Below are 22,171 nucleotides of genomic sequence, written 5' to 3' on the forward strand. Positions count from 1 at the left end.
AGACTGGGTTCCTTCCGGGGACGGGCTGGGACAACGCGTATTAGGGTAGCCTATCCTTAGCTAATTTCACTGTCGGAGCGAGAGGAACACACGGTGGCGGAGATCATCGAGGAGCTGCGCGGCGAGGTCGCCACGGCACTGGGCGTCGCGCCCGAGCAGGTGGACACGTCCGCGGACCTGACCGACCTGGGGTTGGACTCTGTACGCCTCATGGGCGTGGTCGAGGGGATCATCGCGCGCGGCTACGACGTCGACTACGTGGACCTCGCCGAGGACCCCCGGCTCGACGCCTGGCGGGGCCTGCTGGAGGCCTGAGCCCCGGCCCACGGGCGGGCCCGACGACCATGGGCGGCACGCGTTCTGCGCGTGTGGCGCCCATTGCGTTCCCCGCGGTTCGGGCCCCTCGTTGCCCGGCCGCTCAGTGCTGGGCGGCGCCGCCGTCCACCGCGAGCACCTGCATGGTCATGTGGCGCGAGGACTCCCCCAGCAGGAAGCCCACCACGCCGGTGACGTCCTCCGGCCGGCCAACCCTGCCCAGCGGGATGCCCGTCTTGAAGGCCTCCGGGTCCCCGGCCACCATCTGCGCCGAGCGGTCCTGCCCCTCCCACATGCCCATGACCATGTTGGTGAGAGTGGTCCCCGGGGCCACGACGTTCGCGCGCACCCCGTAGCGGGCGGACTCCAGCCCGAGGCTCGTGGTGAAGTGCGTGGCCGCCGCCTTAGACGCCGCGTAGGCCGCCATGTGAGCCCGCGGCACCACCGCGGAGTTCGAGGAGATCGTCACCAGGCTGCGCCGGTTGGACGGGTCCTGCGCGCACTGGCTGACCATCACCCGCAAGGTCTCGCGGGTCACCAGGAAGACCCCCATGGCGTTGACGCCCACCACGCGGTGCCACTGCTCCTCGCCCGTCTCCAGGACCGTGCCGGTCTCCAGCGCGCCGGCCGCGTTCACCAGGCCGAGCAGCGGCGGCATGGTCGCGGCGATCTCGTCCAGCGTGCTCGCCACCTGTGTGCCGTCGGTCACCGAGCAGCTGCGGTAGCTCAGGCGCCCGGTCTCCGTCGCCTTGGCAGTCATGGTGAGGGCCTCGATGTCCTCCCCGGGTCCGCGCCGACCCTGCCACGGGTCACCCTCCGGAAGGTCCAGCGCGGCCACGGCATAGCCCCGCGCCAGCAGGTCCGCCACCACGGCCGTTCCCATTCCCCCGCCGGCCCCCGTGACCACCACGGTCTCGAACGCGGGCGGCGTCGGCCCTGTGCCGGTTGCTGCGGCTGCCCCACGGGGATCGTAGGTCGTCGGTGCCGTCGTCTCGTCGCGCGAATACACAGAGGCAAGCCTAACCTTAGTCAGGGTGCGCCATGCACCGCGGTTCGTACGTGGGGCATCCCCCGTTCCGGGGCTCCGACGCCAGGCCCGGACCGATGAGACACCCCGTCTCCCACCCGTGTTCTGCCCGCCACCCGTGAGGTCCACCCGAGAACGAGGATCGCCCCGCGGAGCACGAGGGTCCACGGGGCGATCCGGAGGGTGCGACCGTCAGTCGCGCGTGAGGCGACGGTGCGTGAGACGGTGCGGGCGGGCGGCGTCCGCGCCGAGACGCTCCACCTTGTTCTCCTCGTACGCGTCGAAGTTGCCCTCGAACCAGTACCAGCGGTCGGGGTTCTCCTCGGTGCCCTCCCACGCGAGGATGTGAGTGGCCACCCGGTCCAGGAACCACCGGTCGTGGGAGACGACCACGGCGCAGCCCGGGAACTCGAGAAGTGCGTTCTCCAAGGAGGCCAGCGTCTCGACGTCGAGGTCGTTGGTGGGCTCGTCCAGCAGCAGCAGGTTGCCGCCCTGCTTCAGCGTCAGTGCCAGGTTGAGGCGATTGCGCTCACCACCGGAGAGCACACCGGCCTTCTTCTGCTGGTCCGGGCCCTTGAAGCCGAAGGCCGAGACGTACGCGCGGGACGGCATCTCCACCTTGCCCACGTTGATGTAGTCCAGACCGTCCGAGACGACCTCCCACAGCGACTTCTCGGGGTCAAGATTCTCGCGGTTCTGGTCCACGTAGGAGATCTGGACGGAGTCGCCGACCTTCAGCTCGCCGCCGTCGAGCTCCTCGAGACCCACGATCGTCTTGAACAGCGTCGACTTGCCGACGCCGTTCGGGCCGATCACACCCACGATGCCGTTGCGGGGCAGGGAGAACGAGAGACCGTTGATGAGCGAGCGGTCCCCGAAGCCCTTCTGCAGGTCCTTCGCCTCGATCACCTGGTTGCCCAGGCGCGGTCCCGGCGGGATCTGGATCTCCTCGAAGTCGAGCTTGCGGGTCTTCTCGGCCTCCGCCGCCATCTCCTCGTAGCGCGCCAGACGCGACTTGGACTTGGTCTGGCGGCCCTTGGCGTTGGTACGGACCCAGTCCAGCTCCTCCTTCAGCCGCTTGGCCTGCTTGGCGTCCTTCTTGCCCTGGACCTCCATGCGCTTGGCCTTGGTCTCCAGGTACGTGGAGTAGTTGCCCTCGTAGGGGTAGAGACGACCGCGGTCCACCTCGCAGATCCACCGCGCAACGTGGTCCAGGAAGTACCGGTCGTGGGTCACGGCCAGCACGGCACCGTGGTAGGAGGCGAGGTGCTGCTCGAGCCACAGCACGGACTCCGCGTCCAGGTGGTTGGTGGGCTCGTCCAGCAGCAGCAGGTCCGGCTTCTCCAGCAGCAGCTTGCACAGTGCCACACGACGGCGCTCACCACCGGAGAGCACCTTGACGTCCGCGTCCGGCGGCGGGCAGCGCAGCGCGTCCATGGCCTGCTCGAGCTGCGAGTCGAGATCCCACGCGTTCGCGGCGTCGATCTCCTCCTGCAGCTTGCCCATCTCCTCCATGAGGGCATCGAAGTCCGCGTCCGGCTCGGCCATTTCGGCGGAGATCTCGTTGAAGCGGTCCAGCTTCGCCTTGATCTCGCCCACGCCCTCCTCCACGTTGCCGAGGACGGTCTTGTCCTCATTCAACGGGGGCTCCTGCAGCAGGATGCCCACGGAGTAGCCGGGGCTCAGCCGCGCCTCGCCGTTGGAGGGCTGGTCCAGTCCCGCCATGATCTTCAGGATCGTCGACTTGCCGGCGCCGTTCGGGCCCACGACGCCGATCTTGGCGCCCGGGAAGAACGACATGGTGACGTCGTCCAGAATGACTTTGTCGCCCACCTTCTTGCGGGCCTTGTTCATGGTGTAGATAAATTCCGCCATACCCTCCAGGCTACCGTGCCGACCCCGGGCCGGGTGCCACGGGCAGCGCCCCGCCCCCGGCCCCGGCGCGGGTGCGGGGCGGAATCAGCGGGCACCCTCGCCCACCGGCTGCTTCTCCTCCTCGAGTTCCTGCCCGTCCTGCCCCTGCGGAGTCCTCAGCCCGTCGAAGGTGTCGTCGTCCGGTGCAAGATCGAACACCGCACCGGAGCTGGTGCCCACGAATCCGTCCTCCCCGAGACCCAGCGACCGGCTGGAGCGGAACCTCGCGCCGTGGCCCTCGTCCTTCCCGGACCGTCCGCCGGAGCCGTCCTCGGCACCGCCGTCCTCCCCGTCGGTGCCGTGACGGGGCCCGGACTCGTTGCGCCGGTCCGACGACCCGCCGTCCCCGGCGTTCTGGGTCCCGTCCAGCGCCCCCTGCTGCGGACGACCGCCCGCACGTGCGAAGTTGGCGGTGCCGAAGGCGAGGTCGTGGCCGATGGACGTGGCGTCCACGCGGATCTCCGTGCGGGGCCCGTTCTCCGACTGCCACTCGTTGATGCCGAGCTTGCCGGTGACCAGGACGGGCTGACCGCAGCGGACACTGGCCCTGACGTGCATCGCCAGGGTGCGGAAGCAGCGCACGGTGTACCAGTTGGTGGTGCCGTTGTGCCAGGTGTTCGTGGCGGCGTCGAAGCGGCGGGAGGTGGTGGCCAGGCGGAACCAGGCGACGCTCGTGCCGTCGTCGAACATCCGGGTCTGCGGGTCCTTACCCACGAATCCGCGCAGTGTGACCTGTTCACTCATGGGGTGCTCCTTGTGTTCGCTGCGCCCCGGCGCGGTGGCCTGCGGGCGATCGGTGGCCCCGGTGCGGGGTGACACCACTCTCCGCGCCGTCCCCTGCGTTGACAGCACCGGGGCCGGGATCCGTGCAGAACGCGGGGCGGGCGGCGTCGCGTCCCGCGTTGTGCAGGGCGCACCGCACGGACCGGGCCGTGTCCGGCGGGCAGGCGCACCGTTGCTAAACTGAGTCGTCGCTTCGCGGCCCGCCCCAGTAGCTCAGTGGATAGAGCAGGAGCCTTCTAATCTCTTGGTCGGGGGTTCGACTCCCTCCTGGGGCACCACGCAACACCTGGTCAAGCGGGTGCAGAGGCGGGCCCGTTGACGCGGGACCCGTCGGCGTCGACACGGGACCGGGCAGAGGGGCGCCACGAGTGCTCCCGGTCTCCTGGTGGGCGCGTCGCCTATCATCGGAGGCCATGAGCCCCCAGAACTCACCCGTCGGCGTCGCCGCATCCCTGCCTCCGCTCTCCCACCCGGACGGCTCACCCATCCGCGCGCTCGTGGTGGACGACGAGCGCATGCTCTCGGACCTGATCGCCATGGGGGTGACCATGCTCGGCTGGCAGCCCCACACGGCGGCGGACGGGCCCAGCGCCCTCGAACTCGCCAGAACGGCCCGCCCGGACGTGCTGGTGCTCGACATCATGATCCCCGGCTTCGACGGACTCGAGCTGCTGCGCCGGATCCGCGAGCTGGACGCGGACGTGCCGTGTCTGTTCCTCACCGCCAAGGACCAGGTGGACGACCGGATCGCCGGACTCGCCTCCGGCGCGGACGACTACGTGACCAAGCCGTTCTCCCTCGACGAGGTGCTGCTGCGCCTGCACCGCCTGGTCCAGCGCTCCGGGACCACCGTGGCGGACAGCGCGGAGCTCGTGGTCGGGGACCTCGTCCTGAACGAGGACACGCGGGAGGTCACCCGCGGTGGCGAGGACATCGAGCTCACCGCTACCCAGTTCGAGCTGCTGCGCTACCTCATGGAGAACGCCAAGCGCGTGGTCTCCAAGTCGCAGATCCTCGACAACGTGTGGAAGTACGACTTCGGCGGGCAGGCGAACATCGTGGAGCTCTACATCTCCTACCTGCGCAAGAAGATCGACGTGGGCCGGGCGCCCATGATCCACACCGTGCGCGGGGCGGGCTACGTCATCAAGCCCGCAGTATGAGCTCCGCCGCGACGGGCGCCCGCCCGGCCCGGCGTCGTCGGCTGCGGACCCGGCTGCTCGCCCTGCTGCTGGCCCTGCTCGTCCCCGCAGCGGTGCTCATGGGGCTGGCCAGCTACCTGGCCGTGCGGAGCTCGCTCACGGACCAGCTGGACCGCCAGCTGGCGGACGCCTCCCAGCGCGCCACCACGTTCTCCGGCACGGACGGGTTCTCCGGCGGCGGTCCCTCCCGGAGGACCGACCAGCAGACCGGGCAGCAGCCGTCCCAGGAGCCCTCCCATGAGTCGTCCCAGGGTGACACGCGCACAGCCCCGCCGGATCCCCTGGACGCCCCCGGGCAGGCCGCCGGCACGCTGAACGCCCGCGTGGACGGCGGCACCCTGGTGCACAGCGGCATCCTGGACGCCAAGGGAGAGGTCACGGCGCTCTCGGACGCGGACCGCTCCCGGCTGCAGTCCCTCGCCCCGGACGGCACGGTCCACACGGAGAGGCTCGAGGCAGGGAGATACCGTGTGCAGGCGGTCACCGCGCCCACCGGGGATGTGATCATCACGGGCCTGCCGCTGTCCCAGGTGAACACTCCCCTGGGCACCGTGCTGGCCGTGGTGACGGCAGTCTCCGTCCTCGCCGTGGTGCTCGTGTGCCTGCTGGGCAGCTGGGGCATCCGCCGCGCCCTGCGTCCACTGGAACGCGTCTCGGACGTGGCCACCGAGGTCTCCCGCCTGGATCTCGGCTCCACCCGGCTCCCGGAGGCCAACCGTGTGGAGGCGAGGGACGCGGATCCCGGCAACGAGGTGGGGGCCGTGGGCCACGCGCTGAACAGCATGCTCGACAACGTGGACGCCGCACTCACCGCCCGCCAGGAGTCGGAGGACCGCATGGCGCGCTTCGTGGCGGATGCCTCCCACGAGCTGCGCACCCCCCTGGCCTCGATCCAGGGCTACGCGGATCTGCTGCGCATGAGCGAGCCCCTGAGCGAGAACGGGGCGCAGTCGCTGGAACGCATCCGCGCGCAGGCCCAGCGCATGGGCGGGCTCGTCTCGGACCTGCTCCTGCTGACCCGGCTCTCGCACGAGACCACGCCGGCGCGGCAGCCCGTGGACCTCGCCGAGCTGGTGGTGGAGTGTGTGGGGGACGTGGCCGTCGCGGCCGGGGACCACGAGTGGGACCTCGACCTCGCACCGGAACCGGTGCTCGTCTCCGCGGACGGTGGGCAGCTGCACCAGGTGCTCGTCAACCTGCTCGCCAACGCCCGGAACCACACGGCCGCTGGCACGCGGGTGGTCGCCGGCGTGCACCCCTCGCTCAACGCCCGCGAGGCCATCCTGACCGTCACCGACGACGGCCAGGGCGTCGACCCCGAGCTGCTCCCGGAGATCTTCGGCCGCTTCACCCGAGGGGACACCTCCCGGCGCTCGGACGGCCACACCACGGGTCTGGGCCTGTCGATCGTCAAGGCGATCGTGGAGGCGCACGGCGGCACGGTCGAGGTGCACTCCCGCCCGGGCCGCACGGAGTTCGAGGTGCGGCTGCCGCTGCAGAACCCGCGCGACGTCGTCGTCGACTGACAGCGGGTCCGCGCGGTGCCGCACGTCTCAGGTCACGGCGCGCTCCACGGGCATTCCGAACACGCGCATGTCGCTGCGGATGGCAAGCGCGAGCAGCTGCGCCTCGAAGGTGCCGGCCTCCTCGCGCAGCAGAGGCAGCACACGCATGACGGCGTCCGCGCGCACGGCCACCACGCCCGCGCTGGCACGACGACGTCGCACGGCACGGGCCGCGGGCGGGCGCCGGTGGGCGAACCGGGCGACGGAGCGCTGCGCGACCGTCCGCGCGAACCGCGGGTCCCGCACCGCGTCGGTGCCGAACGCGAGGTCCGAGTGGCCGCTGATGAGTGGAACCACGAGCGGGGCCAGGACGGCGAAGTCCATGCCGGGTGCGATCCGGGTGACGGCCACGACGGGCGCGGTCGACTCCGCCCACGCCGCACGCAGCGCGGTCACGGGGTTGTCCGAACCTTGGTGCACGGCGCGGACTCCCGGCATCTCCCGGGCGAGGCGCTCCGCGACCGCCAACGTCCGGTCCGAGGAGGCGAGGTCCACCACGCTGAGCCGGTACGCGTACGGGAAGTAGCACGTGAGGTAACCGTCCAGGCGGCGCACGAACGGTTCGAGCTCCCGCTGGGCGTCCCGCGCGGGGACCACCAGGTCCATCACGGCCCCGGTCACGGGCAGGCCCACGGGCTCACGCGTGACCGGCCCGACGGGCAGCTCGGAGCGGACCGCGGTGGAACGGCGACGGCGGGGTGACGGCGCCGCGGTGCGCTGACGTGGAGACGGCACCGCGCCGTGGGAGGGGAAAGCTGTCATGACCCCACTGTCCGCCGCGGGTCTGAGCCGCCACGCATTCCAGCCTGTGCCCCGGCTGTGCACGCCTGGTCCGGACGGAAGTCCCGCGGCGTGCACGCAGAAGTCTGCCGCATGCGACCGTAAGTCCGGCGGCGTACGGACAGAACGCGCGCGGTGGGCGGCCAGCAGCCCCGGCAGTGTGAGGGAGGGACTCAGCGGCCGTAGAACAGCCGCTCGAAGACTGAGCGCGACTGCCGCGTGATCCGCAGGTAGTCCTCCTCCAGCTGCGTGGCGGAACCGGGCTCGTAGCCGATCCAGCGGGCGACCGCCTCGAGGTCCGCGCGACGGGAGGGCACGGAGTCGGAGGCACGTCCGGAGCGCAGCACGTTGCCGTTGCGGATGTCGGTGGCGAGCTTCCACGCGTGCTCGAGCACGGCGGCGTCCTCCGGGCCCACGAGCTCCGCGGCCACGGCGGCGTGCAGCGCAGGCAGCGTGGACGTGGTGCGCAGCTCCGGGACGTCGTGGCCGTGCTGCAGCTGCAGCAGCTGCACGAGCCACTCGACGTCCGAGAGACCTCCCCGGCCGAGCTTGACCTGCCGCGTGGGGTCGGCACCTCGCGGCATCCGCTCGCTCTCCACCCGGGCCTTCATGCGCCGGATGTCCACGAGCTGGCGGTCCGTGAACTCCGCGGGGTACCGGTAGCGGTCCACCACGCGGAAGAACGCCTGGGCCACCTCCTCCGAGCCGGCCATGTACCGGGCCCGGGTGAGGGCCTGGCGCTCCCACGTCTCGGACCAGCGTTCGTAGTACTCCGCGTAGGAAGCCACGGAGCGCACCTTCGCGCCGGACCGGCCCTCTGGGCGCAGGTCGTTGTCGATCTCCAGGATCCGCTCCGCCAGGATCGGTGGCGTGCACGGCTGCTTGAGCAGCTTAACCATGCGGGCGAGCACGCGTTCGGCGGCCTCCTGTGCCTCCTGAGGCTCTGCACCCTCCGCCGGCTCGTACGCGTACATCACATCCGCGTCCGAACCGAAACCGATCTCCCGGCCGCCCTGCCGACCCATGGCCACCACCAGGATCTCGGCAGGCACCGACCGCTCGTTCTCCCGCTCGTACTCTGTGCGCGCGAGGTGCAGGGCCGCCATCACGGTGGCCTGGTCCACGTCTGAGAGCCCCGCCACCGTGGTCTCCACGTCCGCCACGCCGCTCGTGTCCGCCAGCGCGATGCGCAGCTGTTCGCGCCGACGGATCTGGCGCACCGCACGCATGGCCTCTGCTGCGTCCCGGTGCCGCGAGAGCTGGGCCCACATCTCCGTGACGAGCTCGTCGAGGGAGCGCGTGGCGAGCTTGGAGTCGTCCCCGAGCCACGCCGTGGACTCCGGGGAGGTCTCCAGCAGGTCCGACACGTAGCGGGAGCTGGAGAGGATGTGGCACAGCCGCTCGGCCGCGGCGTTGGAGTCCCGCAGCAGCCGCAGGAACCACGGGGTGGTGCCCAGGGAGTCGCAGACGCGGCGCAGGTTCAGCAGCCCGGCGTCCGGGTCCACGCCCTCCGCGAGCCAGTCGAGCAGCACGGGGAGCAGGGTCCGCAGGATCTCCGCACGTCGGCTCACTCCGCGGGACAGCGCCTCGATGTGGCGCATGGCGGCCTTCGTGTCCTGGTACCCCAGGGCGGCCAGGCGGTCCCGGGCGGAGTCAGTGGTCAGGGTCGTGTCCGCGGGGGCGTTGGCCAGCGCGGCCAGCATCGGACGGTAGAAGATGCGCTCGTGCATGGAGCGCACCGTCCGCTTGACCCGGGTCCACTCCTCCACGAGCCGCGGCGCCGTGGGGTGGGTACGCGGTGCGGCGCCGTCCACGGAGCGGGCGACGACGGCGAGCTCGCGTTCGTCACGCGGCATCAGGTGGGTGCGGCGCAGGCGGAAGAGCTGGATCCGGTGCTCGAGCAGTCGCAGCCAGCGGTAGTTCTGACCGAAATCCTCGGCGTCCTTGCGCCCGATGTACCCGCCGGAGGACAGGGCGGCGAGGGACTCGGTCGTCGCGCGGGTGCGCACCGTCTCGTCGTTGCGCCCGTGCACGAGCTGCAGCAGCTGGACGGTGAACTCCACGTCCCGCAGACCGCCGGGGCCGAGCTTGATCTGCCGGTCCCGGTCGGCTTCGGGGATGTTCTCGGTGACCCGGCGGCGCATGGCCTGCACGGACTCCACGAATCCCTCCCGCTCGGCGGAGGACCAGATGAACGGGGCAATCGCGTCCTCGTATCGCCGCCCGAGCTCCTGGTCCCCTGCCACGCAGCGCGCCTTGAGCAGCGCCTGGAACTCCCAGGACTTCGCCCAGCGCTTGTAGTAGCGAACGTGGGAGTCCAGCGTACGAACGAGCGGGCCGTCTTTGCCCTCGGGGCGCAGGTTGGCGTCCACCTCCCACAGGGCGGGCTCCGGACCGGTGGCCATCATGGCCTGGGCCAGCAGGTGCGCGAGTTCAGTGGCGATCTCCGTGGCGGTGTTCTCGTCCGGGACCTCTCCGGACTCCGCGGCCCGGGTCTCCATCACGTAGACCACGTCGACGTCCGAGATGTAGTTCAGCTCGCGCGCGCCGCACTTGCCCATGCCGATCACCGCGAGGCGCACCTGCTCCACCACCGCGGGGTCCCACCGTTCGTTCGACTGGGCGCGGGCGAGGGCAAGACCTGCCTCGAGGGCGGCGCCGGCGAGGTCCGCGAGCTGGCGTCCGACCGCGGGCATGTACTCCACGGGATCGAGGGCGCCCACGTCGCGCACGGCAACCCGCGCCAGAGCCCGACGATAGGCCAGGCGCAACGCCTTCTGGCCGTCGGCACCGGTGACCGTGGCCACGGGGGTCTCCGCCTGCGGATCGGCACCCACCGACTCGAGCAGCGCGGCCCGCAGCGCCGCGGGCTGGTCCGTGCCGGGACGGACCTGAGGACGGATCTCGAGCAGGTCGAGGTTCTCGGGTGCGCGCAGCAGGAACTCTCCGAGCGCCTCGGAGGCACCGAGCAGCCGGAACATGGTCTCGGAGTCGGCGGGGTCCCCGTTGACGCGGCGGCCGATCTCCGGGTGCTGCTCCATGAGCCGCACCAGGAGCTGCAGGGCCACGTCCGGCGACGCGGCGTGGGACAAGCCCTCCAGCAGCGCCGGCAGCTCCACGGTGTCGAGTTCCGGGAAGCCGAGCCAGCGCCGGGCGTTCGTGACGTCCGCGAAACCGATCGCGATGAGCTCCTTCGCGGAGATCTTCTCCGCCCGTTCCTTCGCGCTGCCCGTCGCCCCGCTCACCGCGGCCACCTACAGGATGCCCAGGTTGGTGCGCAGCTCGTACGGCGAGACCTCCTGGCGGTACTGGTCCCAGTCGCGGCGCTTGTTGCGCAGGAAGTAGTCGAAGACCGTCTCCCCCAGCAGCTCCGCCATGAAGTCGGAGTCCTCCGTCTCACGGATGGCGTCGTGCAGGCTGCTCGGCAGCGGCTGGTGGCCCACGGCGCGGCGCTCGGCGCTGCTCATGGAGAAGACGTCGTCCATCTCCACTGGGGGCAGCTCGTACTCGTTCTCGATGCCCTTCAGTCCCGCCCCGAGCAGTGCCGCGTAGGAGAGGTACGGGTTCGTGGCGGAGTCGATGCCGCGGTACTCGATCCGCGAGGACTGCACCTTGTCCGGCTTGTAGAGGGGCACGCGCACGAGCGCCGAGCGGTTGTTGTGACCCCAGGACATGTAGGACGGGGCCTCGTCGCCGGCCCACAGCCGCTTGTAGGAGTTCACGAACTGGTTGGTCACCGAGGTGAACTCGGGTGCGTGGCGCAGCAGCCCCGCAATGAAGTGCCGCCCAGTCAGGGAGAGCCGGAACTCGGCACCGGCCTCGTAGAACGCGTTGGTGTCCCCCTCGAAGAGCGAGAAATGGGTGTGCATGCCGGAGCCCGGGTGGCGCGAGAACGGCTTGGGCATGAAGGTCGCGTAGATGCCCTGGGACAGCGCCACCTCTCGCACGACCGTGCGGAAGGTCATGATGTTGTCCGCGGTCTGCAGGGCGTCCGCGTAGCGCAGGTCGATCTCGTTCTGCCCCGGCCCGGCCTCGTGGTGGGAGAACTCCACGGAGATGCCCACGGCCTCCAGCATGCTCACGGCGCGGCGCCGGAAGTCCTGCACCACACCGCCCGGCACATGGTCGAAGTAGCCCTCGTAGTCCACGGGCACCGGCTCGCCCGTGGCGGGGTCGAGGTCCGGGGAGCGCAGCAGGTAGAACTCGATCTCCGGCGCGGTGTAGCACGTGAACCCCATGTCGGAGGCCTTGGCCAGCACGCGCTTGAGCACGCCGCGCGGGTCCGCTGCGGAGGGCTCGCCGTCCGGGGTCTTCAGGTCACAGAACATCCGGGACGTGGGCTCGTCCTCGCCGCGCCACGGCAGCAGCTGGAAGGTTGAGGGGTCCGGCTGCAGCAGCATGTCCGACTCGAAGACGCGTGAGAGTCCCTCGATCGAGGAGCCGTCAAATCCCAGGCCCTCCTCGAAGGCCGCCTCGACCTCCGCCGGGGCGAGCGCCACGGACTTCAGCGTGCCCACGACGTCCGTGAACCAGAGCCGGACGAAGCGGACGTCCCTGTCCTCGATCGTTCGGAGCACGAACTCTTGCTGACGGTCCATCGGTCCACCTCGGATTCCTCGGGCGTGCGGCACAGCGGTCTGGGAGCCCGAGCCGGTCCCCGGCCGGGCGTCGCCCCCACTCTAACGACACCCACCGACATCCTCGGCGCGCCCCGCAGCCCCGCCCTCGAACCCCGCGGACGACGCCGCCCGCACCCCGCCGCGGCGCCGGCCCCGCGAATCTCGGGGAATCTCGGGGCCATGCACCGCCGCGGCACCGCACCCGGGAGCTCACGCCGACGGCCGCATCCGGGGCCCATGAAGCGCCCGGTAGGCTGGAGCCATGAGTGCTCCCCAGCCCGGTTCCGCGTCCGCCCGTCCCCTCGCTGAGGTCTCCCGCGTGCGCACCCTGCACCTGCAGCGCGCCAAGGACACCGGTGAGAAGTTCTCGATGCTCACGAGCTACGACGTCCTCACCGCCGGGATCTTCGACGCCGCAGGCGTGGACGTGCTGCTGGTCGGGGATTCGCTCGGCAACACCGTGCTGGGGCACGGCTCGACCCTTCCGGTGACGCTCGATCAGATGATCACGTTCGCCGGGGCCGTCGTGCGCGGCACGAACCGCGCCCTGGTGGTCGTGGACCTGCCGTTCGGCAGCTACGAGGAGTCCCCCGAGCAGGCGGTGCGCAACGCCGTGCGGGTGATGCGCGAGACCGGGGCGCACGCCGTGAAGCTCGAGGCGGGTGCGGCCCTGGCCGGGCATGCGGCGGCTGTGGTGCGCGCGGGCATCCCCGTGATGGGACACATCGGCTTCACCCCGCAGTCCGAGCACGCTTTGGGCGGCTTCCGGATCCAGGGGCGGGGCGACGCCGCCGCGCAGCTGCACCGCGACGCCCTGGCCGTGCAGGATGCGGGGTGCTTCGCCGTCGTCCTGGAGATGGTCTCCGCGGACGCCGCACGGGACGTCGAGCAGGAGCTGCGGATCCCCACCGTGGGCATCGGGGCCGGGAACGTGACCACCGGCCAGGTCCTGGTGTGGCAGGACATGCTGGGCCTGCGTACCGGGGCCATGCCGCGGTTCGTCAAGCAGTACGCGCAGCTGGCCGAGACCGCGCACGACGCCGTGGCGCAGTACGTGGCCGAGGTCCGCTCCGGCGCGTTCCCCGGCGAGGAGCACTCCTACCGCGGCTGATCAGGGGAAGCACGAACGCCCCGGTTGTCCTGTGGCCGGGGTCCCCCGACCGGCTGGACCGGTTGCCGGACCGGTAGGTGGGCTCGCGTACCTGCCGCGGACTGGCGCGTGGCGCGCCACCCGGGCCGGGGCTGGGAAGCCGTCCCGGCATCGTCGCCCGCCCCCACCCCGCGAGGCCTGTGAAGCACCGTGCAACCCTGAGGCCCGTGAGACCCGTGATGCCCTTGAGGCGCGTGACGAGGGACTCAGTCGCCGTTGAAGGCGGCGTCCTCGTCATCCCAGCGCTTGGTGTTCTGAGCCGCGCGCTCCAGGGCGTGTGCGGCCTCCTCGCGGGTCGCATAGGGGCCCATCAGCTGGCGGTAGTCGTCCTTGGCGCCCTCCTCGACCTGCTTGGTGTAGAGGTTGTACCAGTACTCGGCCATGTGCTTCCTCACTCTCCGGCGCCGCGCGCCGCATGCCCGCCCGGTTGGCGGGGTCGCGAACGGCCCGGGCGGAACGAGCCCGGGACCCAAGGCTTAGGGTAGTTGGTGAAGCAGGTGTTCGGCGCGCCACCACGTGCCCGGACCGCCCACCACGTGAACGCCCCAGGAGGCAGAGACCCACCGTGACCAGCCACAACCTCGAACCCGCACCCGGATCCACCGCGCCCCTGGGGGCCCTGAGCTCGGGAACCCTCACCCCGATGCGCCCGGTCCCCCGGAGCATCGAGCGCCCCGAGTACGTGGGCCGCGCGGAACCGGATGAGGGCCGTGCCTCGAACGTCTACACACCCGAGGAGATCGAGCTCGTCCGTGAGGCGGGACAGATCGCCGCGCGGGCGCTGCAGGCCGCCGGTGCCGAGGCGAAGCCCGGTGTCACGACCGACGAGCTGGACCGCATCGCCCACGAGTACATGTGCGACCACGGCGCCTACCCCTCCTGTCTCGAGTACCGCGGCTTCCCCAAGTCCATCTGCACCTCGCTCAACGAGGTGATCTGCCACGGCATCCCGGACTCCACGGTGCTGGAGGAAGGGGACATCATCAACCTGGACGTCACTGCCTACAAGAACGGGATGCACGGGGACACGAACGCCATGTTCCTCGTGGGGGACGTGGACGAGGACTCCCGCCTGCTCGTGGAGCGCACGCTGGAGGCCACCAACCGTGCGATCAAGGCGGTGCGCCCCGGGCGCGAGATCAACGTGATCGGCCGCGTGATCGAGAAGTACGCCAAGCGCTTCGGCTACGGGGTGGTGCGGGACTTCACCGGTCACGGTGTGGGCCGCGAGTTCCACACGGGTCTGATCGTGCCGCACTACGACGCCGCACCCTCCTACGCCACCGAGATGGTCCCGGGCATGATCTTCACGATCGAGCCCATGCTCACGCTCGGAACCATCGCGTGGGACCAGTGGGACGACGACTGGACGATCACCACCCACGACCGCATGCGCACCGCGCAGTACGAACACACCATGGTCGTCACGCAGGACGGTGTGGAGATCCTCACCCTCCCGTAAACTCGACGCGGGGGACGACGGCGTTCCGATCGGCCCCGCTCCAGTTCTCCACCGTGAACCGAAGGGACCGTTCATGAGCTCAGGTACTCCGCAGGGCGTCGTATCGCGGTACGGCATCGGCATTGACATTGGCGGCACCGGCACCAAGGGCGGGATCGTGGACCTCACCACGGGCCAGCTCGTGGGCGAGCGCTTCCGGATCCCCACGCCGCGTCCGGCCACCCCGGAGGCCGTGGCGGGTGTGGTCCGGCAGATCGTGGACGAGCTGCAGTCGCGACCGGAGGCCCCCGAGCCGGACAGCCACGTGGGCATCGTGTTCCCCGCCATCATCAAGAACGGCGTGGCGCTGTCTGCGGCGAACGTGGACAAGTCCTGGATCAACACGGACGTGGACGCCCTCATGACCGAGGCGCTGGGCCGCGAGGTCGAGGCCCTCAACGACGCCGACGGCGCCGGGCTTGCCGAGGCGCACTACGGTGCGGGCAAGGGCAAGAAGGGTCTGGTCATGGTCATCACCCTCGGCACCGGCATCGGCTCCGCAATGATCCTCAATGGCCAGCTCGTGCCGAACGCCGAGCTGGGCCACCTGGAAATCGACGGGCACGACGCCGAGACCCGCGCCTCCGCGGCCGCTCGTGAGCGCGAGCAGCTGCCCTGGAAGAAGTGGGCCACGAAACGGCTGCAGCGCTACTTCGAGCACGTGGAGTTCCTCTTCTCCCCGTCCCTGTTCGTGATCGGCGGCGGTGTGTCCAAGAACTCGGAGAAGTTCGTTCCCTACCTCGAACTGCGCACGCCGGTGGAGATCGCCGCGCTGCGCAACAACGCGGGCATCGTGGGGGCGGCACTGTGGGCGCAGCAGTGCCGTGAAGCGCAGGCCGCAAAGCCGGTCATCGACCCCGTGAAGTAGGCCGGGCCAGCACACGGCGGGCTAGGAGCCCGTACACAGAGCGAGACCCCGATGGTTTCCGCGGCTTCCCCTCCGCAGACCCTCGGGGTCTCGTTCCTGGAGTCTATGCGCTGATCCTGACGGGATCAAGCCCCCAGGTTCCGGGCCAGTTCCGTGAGGAAGCGGTCCACCGGCGCGTCCACCTTCACGGTGGCCAAGGCGTCTCCGCCGGTCACCCCGTGGTTGACGATCACCACGGGCGTCTGCGACCGCGCGGCCTGGCGCACGAACCGTCGTCCGGAGTTGACCGTCAGCGAGGAGCCGGCCACCAGCAGCACGTCCGCGCGCTGCACGATCCGCCGGCTGCGCGCCACCTTCTCGGCCGGGGCGTTCTCGCCGAAGAAGACCACGTCCGGTTTCAGCACCCCCTGGCACACGGGGCAGTCCCAGACCCGGAAGCCCGCCGTGTCCTCCACGGTGGCGTCCGCGTCCGGTGCGTACTCGATGTCCTGCGCGGAGGCCATGCCGTCGTAGAAGCCCGGGTTCAGCTCGTCCAGGTAGCGCGAGACCTGCTCGCGGGGGAACCGTGAACCGCACGCGGTGCACAGCACCCACGCGTAGGTGCCGTGCAGGTCCACCACGTCCACGGTCCCGGCCTTCTGGTGCAGCCGGTCGATGTTCTGGGTGATCACCCCATCCACGTGTCCGGCGGCCTCGAGGCGGGCGATGGCCGTGTGCGCGGCGGTGGGCTCGGCGTCGGCGACGAAGTGCCAGCCGTACTGGTTGCGGGCCCAGTAGTGACGCCGGTTGGACACGCTGGACATGAACTCCTGGTACGTCATGGGCGTGCGCGGCGTGGCGTCCGGACCGCGGTAGTCGGGAATGCCCGACGGCGTGCTGACCCCGGCTCCCGTGAGCACGGCGATCCGCCGCCCGTCGAGCAGCTCGATCGCCCGGGGCAGACCGGCACGGGCGTCCAGCGCGTGCGGGTCCGGGAACTGGTCCTGCCGCGAGGGAGAGCCGTATCCGGCACGCAGCACCCGGAGGGGCATCAGGAACGCTGCAGCGACTCGAGGACCCGCCGCAGGTCCTCCCAGGCGCGCGGCTCGGTGATGTCCGCCGCGCTGACGTCCACGACCGTCCCGGCGGCGTCGACCACCACCGTGTGGCGCCGAGCGCAACCCTCCTCCGCGTCCATGACGCCGTAGGCGGAGGCGACCTCGCCGTGCGGCCAGAAGTCGGAGAGCAGCTCGAAGTCGTAGGACTCCTGGCGCGCGAAGGCGTCCAGCGCAAAGTGGCTGTCCGTGGACAGGCACAGCAGCGTGGCGTCGAACTCCTCGAACATGTCCGTGTGGTCCTGCAGGTGGCACAGCTCCTGCGTGCACACCGGGGAGAACGCGAACGGGAAGAACACCAGCACCACCGGCCGTCCCCGGTACTGGGAAAGGCTGCGGGGCTCGCCGTGGCGGTTAACCAGGGTGAAATCGGGTGCGGTGGAACCGATGACGCTCATGGGAGCCTTTCTTGCGGTGGGATCTGGGATCTGCCCGGCGCGGTTCAGAAGTTGCGCTTGGGTGCCAGTCGGGAGACCGACCAGTCGGAGGAGACGCGCGCGGTACTCGTGACGTGCAGCCCTGCGGTGGACGCCGCCTCCTGGATGTCCGCGGGAGAGACGTGGTCGTCGCGCCCGGCCTTGGGCGTCAGCAGCCAGACCACACCGCCGTCGTCGAGCGTGGTCTGCACGTCCACGAGCTCGTCCACGAGGTCGCCGTCCCCGTCACGCCACCACAGCACGACGGCGTCCACGACCTCCTGCGCGTCCTCGTCGAAGAGCTCCGCGCCGATGGCTTCCTCGATCTGCTCCCGCAGCCGCGCATCGACGTCGTCGTCGTAGCCGAACTCCTGGACGTAGTCGCCGTCCTTCAGGTTCAGCTGCTCCGCAATGCTCTCTTCGGGGGCTTTCGCCTCGCTCACCGTGTCTCTCCTTCTGCGCCGCGATCTCCGTGCGCTGTGATCCGGGGGTTCCACAGCACCGCGGAACGGTGGTGCGGAACCGTCGTCACCGTGACGGGAGTGCCAACGGTGCGTAACAAAGACAACACCGGATCCGGTGCACGTTCAAGCCCACGGGCGCCGGGCGGGGTGAGACACGCCCCGTGTGACGGCGTATCCTCCGGGCGGTGTGACGGGCGGAACCGTGTTGTCGCAAGGGCTGAGCACGTAGCCTGTGACACGATGGATGGATGACGGGACCGGTCTGTGCAGGCCCCTTCCGTCGCACGGCACACCGCTCCGACACCGGGGATCCCGCAGCGCGGAGCTGACGACAGAGAGGTTCACGTGTCTTCTGACAGCAATCACCACATTTTGAGTGGGTTGACGAACAATCTCCAGGACGCGGACGCGCAGGAGACCCAGGAGTGGATCGAGTCCTTCGACGCCCTGATTAAGGCCCAGGGCACCGAGCGCGCACAGTACGTGATGCGCGCCCTCCTCCAGCACGCGGGAACGCACTCCGTGGGTGTGCCGATGGTGACCACCTCGGACTACGTGAACACGATCCCCGTGGACCAGGAGCCAGAGTTTCCCGGTGACGAGGAGATCGAGCGCCGCTACCGCGCGTTCCTGCGCTGGAACGCGGCCGTCATGGTGCACCGCGCGCAGCGTCCCGGCGTGGGCGTGGGCGGGCACATCTCCTCCTACGCGGGCGTCGCCACCCTCTACGAAGTGGGCCTGAACCACTTCTTCCGCGGCCCGGAGCACCCGGGCGGAGGGGACCAGGTCTTCTTCCAGGGCCACTCCTCCCCCGGCAACTACGCCCGCGCCTACCTCGAGGGTCGCCTCACCGAGGACCAGCTGGACGGGTTCCGCCAGGAGAAGACCATGGCCCCGAACGGCCTGCCCTCCTACCCGCACCCGCGCTGCCTGCCGGACTTCTGGCAGTTCCCCACGGTGTCCATGGGCATCGGTCCCATGAACGCGATCTACCAGGCGCAGTTCAACCGGTATCTGCACAACCGGGGCATCAAGGACACCTCGGACCAGCACGTCTGGGCGTTCCTGGGCGACGGCGAGATGGACGAGCCGGAGTCGCGCGGCGTGCTGCAGCTGGCCGCCAACGACAAGCTGGACAACCTGACCTTCGTGATCAACTGCAACCTGCAGCGCCTGGACGGGCCGGTGCGCGGCAACGGCAAGATCATCCAGGAGCTGGAGGCGTTCTTCCGCGGCGCCGGTTGGAACGTCATCAAGGTCGTGTGGGGCCGCGAGTGGGACGCCCTGCTCGAGGCGGACCACACCGGTGAGCTCGTGCGCATCATGAACGAGACGCTGGACGGCGACTACCAGACGTTCAAGGCGGAGTCCGGCGGCTTCGTCCGCGACCACTTCTTCGCCCGCTCCGCGGCCACCAAGGAGCTCGTGGCGGACTACACGGACGAGGAGATCTGGAACCTCAAGCGCGGTGCGCACGACTACCGCAAGGTGTACGCGGCGTACAAGGCGGCGCTCGAGCACAAGGGCCAGCCCACCGTGATCCTCGCCCAGGGCGTCAAGGGCTACGGCCTGGGCCCCCACTTCGAGGCGCGCAACTCCACCCACCAGATGAAGAAGCTGACGCTGGAGGACCTGAAGACCTTCCGCGACCACCTGCGCATCCCGATCACGGACGAGCAGCTCGAGGCGGACATCTACAACGCCCCGTACTACCACCCGGGCCAGGACTCGCCGGAGATCAAGTACCTGCAGGAGCGCCGCAAGGAGCTCGGCGGCTACCTCCCGGACCGCCCGCACCAGCAGCCGGAGATCACCCTGCCCTCGGACAAGGCGTTCGCGTCCGGGAAGAAGGGCTCCGGCAAGCAGCTGGCCGCCACCACCATGGCGTTCGTGCGCATCCTCAAGGACCTCATGCGGGAGAAGGACTTCGGCCACCGCATCGTGCCGATCGTCCCGGACGAGGCCCGCACGTTCGGCATGGACGCGTTCTTCCCCACGTCCAAGATCTACAACCCGAACGGTCAGAACTACCTGTCCGTGGACCGCGAGCTCATGCTGGCCTACAAGGAGTCCGCGCAGGGCGTGATCCTGCACCCGGGCATCAACGAGGCCGGTGCGACCTCCGCGTTCACCGCGGCGGGCACGTCCTACGCGACCCACGGCGAGACCATGATCCCGGTCTACATCTTCTACTCGATGTTCGGCTTCCAGCGCACCGGTGACGAGTTCTGGGCCGCCGGGGACCAGCTGGCCCGCGGGTTCATCATTGGAGCCACGGCGGGGCGCACCACGCTGACCGGTGAGGGCCTGCAGCACGCGGACGGCCACTCCCCGATCATCGCCTCGACCAACCCCGCGGTGATCCACTACGACCCGGCCTACGGGTACGAGATCGCGCACATCGTCAAGCGCGGCATCGAGCACATGTACGGGTCCAAGGACGAGGACCACAACGTCATGTACTACCTCACGGTGTACAACGAGCCCATCCACCAGCCGGCGGAGCCGGAGAACGTGGACGTGGACGGGATCGTCAACGGCATCTACCTCCTCAAGCCGGCCGAGACCGAGGGCCCCCGGGCCCAGCTGCTGGCCTCGGGCGTGGGCGTGCCGTGGGCGCTGGAGGCCCAGAAGATCCTGGCCGAGGAGTGGGGCGTCTCCGCAGACGTGTGGTCCGTGACCTCGTGGACGAACCTGCGCCGGGAGGCCATGGCGTGCGAGCACGCCGCGTTCATGCACCCGGAGAGCGGTGCGGCCACGCCGTACATCACGCAGGCGCTCGCCGGTGCCACCGGCCCGGTCGTCGCGACCACGGACTACGCGTCGGAGCTGCCGGACTTCGTGCGCCAGTACGTGCCCAACGACTGGGCCACGCTGGGCGCGGACGGCTTCGGCTTCGCGGACACGCGCGCCGGTGCCCGCCGGTTCTTCACGATCGACGCGCACTCCATGGTGGTGCGCACGCTCGAGATGCTGGCCAAGCGCGGCGAGATCGACTGGTCTGCTCCGGCCGAGGCCATCACGCGCTACGACCTCGCCAACCCCGCCGCGGGGAAGTCGGGCAACGCCGGGGGCGACGCCTGATCCCCTCGTGATCCTGGGCCACGACGACGCCGCCCCCGCGCCTTCCACGGTGCGGGGGCGGCGTCGTCCCCGGACCCGTGGGGGCGGAGCGCGCGTGCGCGCATCGACTACCCTCGACTCATGCCCACCGACGCCTCCGGGCCAGCCTCCCGCAAGTCACGCTCCAGCCGCCGGGTGACCTGGCCGCTGCGCAGCCGCCAGCAGGGCACGCCCCACCCGAGGACCCTCGAGAACCTGAAGGCAAACCTCGGGCAGGTATCCACGGTCGCGGTGCAGCGCCTGGACAACTCTCTCCCCTGGTTCTCGCAGCTGCGCCCGGACGAGCGCTCCGAGCTCGGGCTGCTCGCGCAGCGGGGCATCGCGTCCTTCGTGCGCTGGTACGAGAACCCGCAGGAGCCCGTGTGGGTGCTGACCGAGATCTTCAAGCAGGCGCCCACGGACCTGACCCGCTCCATCACACTGCAGAACGCGCTGCAGGTGCTGCGGATCGTCGTGGACGTGGTGGAGGAGAAGGTTCCGGAGCTCGCGCAGCACAACGACGAGGTGGCGCTGCGCGAGGCCGTGCTGCGCTTCTCGCGGGAGGTCGCGTTCGCCGCCGCGGACGTCTACGCCCGGGCCGCCGAGAACCGGGGTTCGTGGGACGCCCGGCTCGAGTCCCTGGTGGTGGACGGGATCATGCGGGGGGACCACTCGGATTCCATGCGTTCCCGCGTCTCCGCGCTCGGCTGGACGGACGCGGGGGACGTCACGGTGATGGTGGGCCGCGCGCCGGCCACCACTGGACCGGTGGGTGTGGAGCGCATCCGCCGCGCCGCGGGACGCCACGCCGCAGAGTGCCTTGTAGCCATCCAGACGGACCGCCTCGTGCTGGTGCTGGGAGGGTTGCGTGACCAGACCCAGTCCCTCGCCCGGCTCGCGGCCGTGTTCGGGGACGGCCCTGTGGTCCACGGTCCGACGGTCGGCTCCGTGTTCGACGCCAAGCAGTCCGCCGACCGCGCCCAGGCGGGGCTGCGGGCGGCGTCGGCGTGGCCCCAGGCACCGCGGCCCACGGCCTCCGAGGACCTGTGGCCCGAGCGCGCCATCAACGGGGACCCGCTCGCGCTGCGCTCCATGGTGGAGGCGGTCTGGCAACCGCTCTCCGCCTCCTCCACCGGTCTCGTGGACACCCTGACCACCTACCTCAGCGTGGGGCACTCGCTCGAGGCCACCGCGCGCGAGCTGTTCGTGCACGCCAACACGGTGCGCTACCGGCTGCGCCGCGTCAGCGACATCACCGGCTGGGACCCCCTGCTGCCCCGGGACGCCTTCGTGCTGCACTGTGCGGTGCTCGCGGGGCGCCTGAATCCGGGCGGGTGACACGCAGTTGTAGGACCTCCACAAATCTTGCCC

General features: G+C 70.3%; 18 protein-coding genes and 1 tRNA gene. 9 read left to right on the top strand and 10 right to left on the bottom strand.

Going from position 1 to position 22,171, the window contains the following annotated elements:
- The first annotated feature begins 93 nt into the window (after positions 1–93).
- Positions 94–315: a phosphopantetheine-binding protein gene (locus tag FS770_RS00900; protein WP_055082429.1), complete on the top strand. Its 222-nt coding sequence runs from the start codon at positions 94–96 to the stop codon at positions 313–315.
- Between the two features lie 103 nt (positions 316–418).
- Here FS770_RS00900 and FS770_RS00905 read toward each other — a convergent pair whose 3' ends face one another.
- From FS770_RS00905 to FS770_RS00915, 3 genes are all read right to left on the bottom strand, one after another.
- Positions 419–1,324, bottom strand: a complete 906-nt coding sequence (locus FS770_RS00905; RefSeq protein ID WP_222126479.1) for an SDR family oxidoreductase — start codon at positions 1,322–1,324, stop codon at positions 419–421.
- Positions 1,325–1,534: 210 nt separating this feature from the next.
- Positions 1,535–3,217, bottom strand: coding sequence for an energy-dependent translational throttle protein EttA (ettA, locus tag FS770_RS00910; protein WP_145009295.1), 1,683 nt, complete (start codon positions 3,215–3,217; stop codon positions 1,535–1,537).
- An 84-nt stretch (positions 3,218–3,301) separates the two neighbouring features.
- Entirely contained in the window at positions 3,302–4,000 is a 699-nt protein-coding gene (locus FS770_RS00915; RefSeq protein WP_145009298.1) for a single-stranded DNA-binding protein, read from the bottom strand.
- 241 nt (positions 4,001–4,241) lie between these two features.
- On the opposite strand from FS770_RS00915, the gene FS770_RS00920 reads away from it, so the two are divergent.
- The 3 genes from FS770_RS00920 (at position 4,242) to FS770_RS00930 (ending at position 6,767) form a co-directional block, all read left to right on the top strand.
- Positions 4,242–4,317 (top strand) — tRNA-Arg (locus FS770_RS00920).
- A gap of 135 nt (positions 4,318–4,452) precedes the next feature.
- The gene (locus FS770_RS00925) at positions 4,453–5,202 is read left to right on the top strand and encodes a response regulator transcription factor (RefSeq protein WP_144942560.1); all 750 of its coding nucleotides are present in this window, start codon (positions 4,453–4,455) and stop codon (positions 5,200–5,202) included.
- Entirely contained in the window at positions 5,199–6,767 is a 1,569-nt protein-coding gene (locus tag FS770_RS00930) for a HAMP domain-containing sensor histidine kinase (RefSeq protein ID WP_145009301.1), read from the top strand. Before FS770_RS00925 ends, FS770_RS00930 begins: the two co-directional genes overlap by 4 nt.
- A gap of 27 nt (positions 6,768–6,794) precedes the next feature.
- Here the strand turns inward: FS770_RS00930 and FS770_RS00935 are convergent, their stop codons facing one another.
- The 3 genes from FS770_RS00935 to FS770_RS00945 form a co-directional block, all read right to left on the bottom strand.
- Positions 6,795–7,568 (bottom strand): glycosyltransferase family protein, encoded by a 774-nt coding sequence (locus FS770_RS00935; RefSeq protein ID WP_145009304.1) that lies wholly within the window; start codon positions 7,566–7,568, stop codon positions 6,795–6,797.
- 191 nt (positions 7,569–7,759) lie between these two features.
- A complete protein-coding gene (locus FS770_RS00940) occupies positions 7,760–10,831 on the bottom strand; it encodes a bifunctional [glutamine synthetase] adenylyltransferase/[glutamine synthetase]-adenylyl-L-tyrosine phosphorylase (RefSeq protein ID WP_145009307.1) in 3,072 nt (1,023 codons plus the stop codon).
- Positions 10,832–10,840: 9 nt separating this feature from the next.
- Complete coding sequence (locus FS770_RS00945) at positions 10,841–12,184, bottom strand: glutamine synthetase family protein (protein WP_145009309.1); 1,344 nt, start codon at positions 12,182–12,184, stop codon at positions 10,841–10,843.
- Positions 12,185–12,467: 283 nt separating this feature from the next.
- On the opposite strand from FS770_RS00945, the gene panB reads away from it, so the two are divergent.
- Complete coding sequence (gene panB / locus FS770_RS00950) at positions 12,468–13,316, top strand: 3-methyl-2-oxobutanoate hydroxymethyltransferase (protein WP_144942556.1); 849 nt, start codon at positions 12,468–12,470, stop codon at positions 13,314–13,316.
- A gap of 245 nt (positions 13,317–13,561) precedes the next feature.
- Here panB and FS770_RS00955 read toward each other — a convergent pair whose 3' ends face one another.
- Entirely contained in the window at positions 13,562–13,738 is a 177-nt protein-coding gene (locus tag FS770_RS00955; protein WP_145009312.1) for an SPOR domain-containing protein, read from the bottom strand.
- 182 nt (positions 13,739–13,920) lie between these two features.
- Between FS770_RS00955 and map the strand changes: the two genes are divergently transcribed.
- On the top strand, positions 13,921–14,817 hold the full coding sequence (gene map / locus FS770_RS00960) for a type I methionyl aminopeptidase (RefSeq protein ID WP_144942554.1): 897 nt from the start codon (positions 13,921–13,923) through the stop codon (positions 14,815–14,817).
- 73 nt (positions 14,818–14,890) lie between these two features.
- The gene (gene ppgK / locus FS770_RS00965; RefSeq protein WP_144942553.1) at positions 14,891–15,724 is read left to right on the top strand and encodes a polyphosphate--glucose phosphotransferase; all 834 of its coding nucleotides are present in this window, start codon (positions 14,891–14,893) and stop codon (positions 15,722–15,724) included.
- A gap of 125 nt (positions 15,725–15,849) precedes the next feature.
- Here ppgK and FS770_RS00970 read toward each other — a convergent pair whose 3' ends face one another.
- The 3 genes from FS770_RS00970 to FS770_RS00980 are packed head-to-tail and all read right to left on the bottom strand — an operon-like array spanning position 15,850 to position 17,677.
- Positions 15,850–16,755 carry a Sir2 family NAD-dependent protein deacetylase gene (locus tag FS770_RS00970; RefSeq protein WP_144942552.1) on the bottom strand — a complete coding sequence of 302 codons (906 nt, stop codon included), beginning with the start codon at positions 16,753–16,755 and terminating at the stop codon, positions 15,850–15,852.
- A complete protein-coding gene (locus tag FS770_RS00975; protein WP_144942551.1) occupies positions 16,755–17,216 on the bottom strand; it encodes a redoxin domain-containing protein in 462 nt (153 codons plus the stop codon). The genes FS770_RS00970 and FS770_RS00975 overlap by 1 nt, the downstream gene beginning before the upstream one ends.
- Before the next feature lie 44 nt (positions 17,217–17,260).
- Positions 17,261–17,677: a DUF3052 domain-containing protein gene (locus FS770_RS00980; RefSeq protein WP_144942550.1), complete on the bottom strand. Its 417-nt coding sequence runs from the start codon at positions 17,675–17,677 to the stop codon at positions 17,261–17,263.
- 366 nt (positions 17,678–18,043) lie between these two features.
- On the opposite strand from FS770_RS00980, the gene aceE reads away from it, so the two are divergent.
- Complete coding sequence (gene aceE, locus FS770_RS00985; protein WP_144942549.1) at positions 18,044–20,782, top strand: pyruvate dehydrogenase (acetyl-transferring), homodimeric type; 2,739 nt, start codon at positions 18,044–18,046, stop codon at positions 20,780–20,782.
- 120 nt (positions 20,783–20,902) lie between these two features.
- Entirely contained in the window at positions 20,903–22,138 is a 1,236-nt protein-coding gene (locus FS770_RS00990; protein WP_145009315.1) for a PucR family transcriptional regulator, read from the top strand.
- Positions 22,139–22,171: the final 33 nt, after the last annotated feature.

It is taken from the genome of Kocuria salsicia (genome assembly GCF_007681555.1).
Classification (GTDB): Bacteria; Actinomycetota; Actinomycetes; order Actinomycetales; family Micrococcaceae; genus Kocuria; species Kocuria salsicia.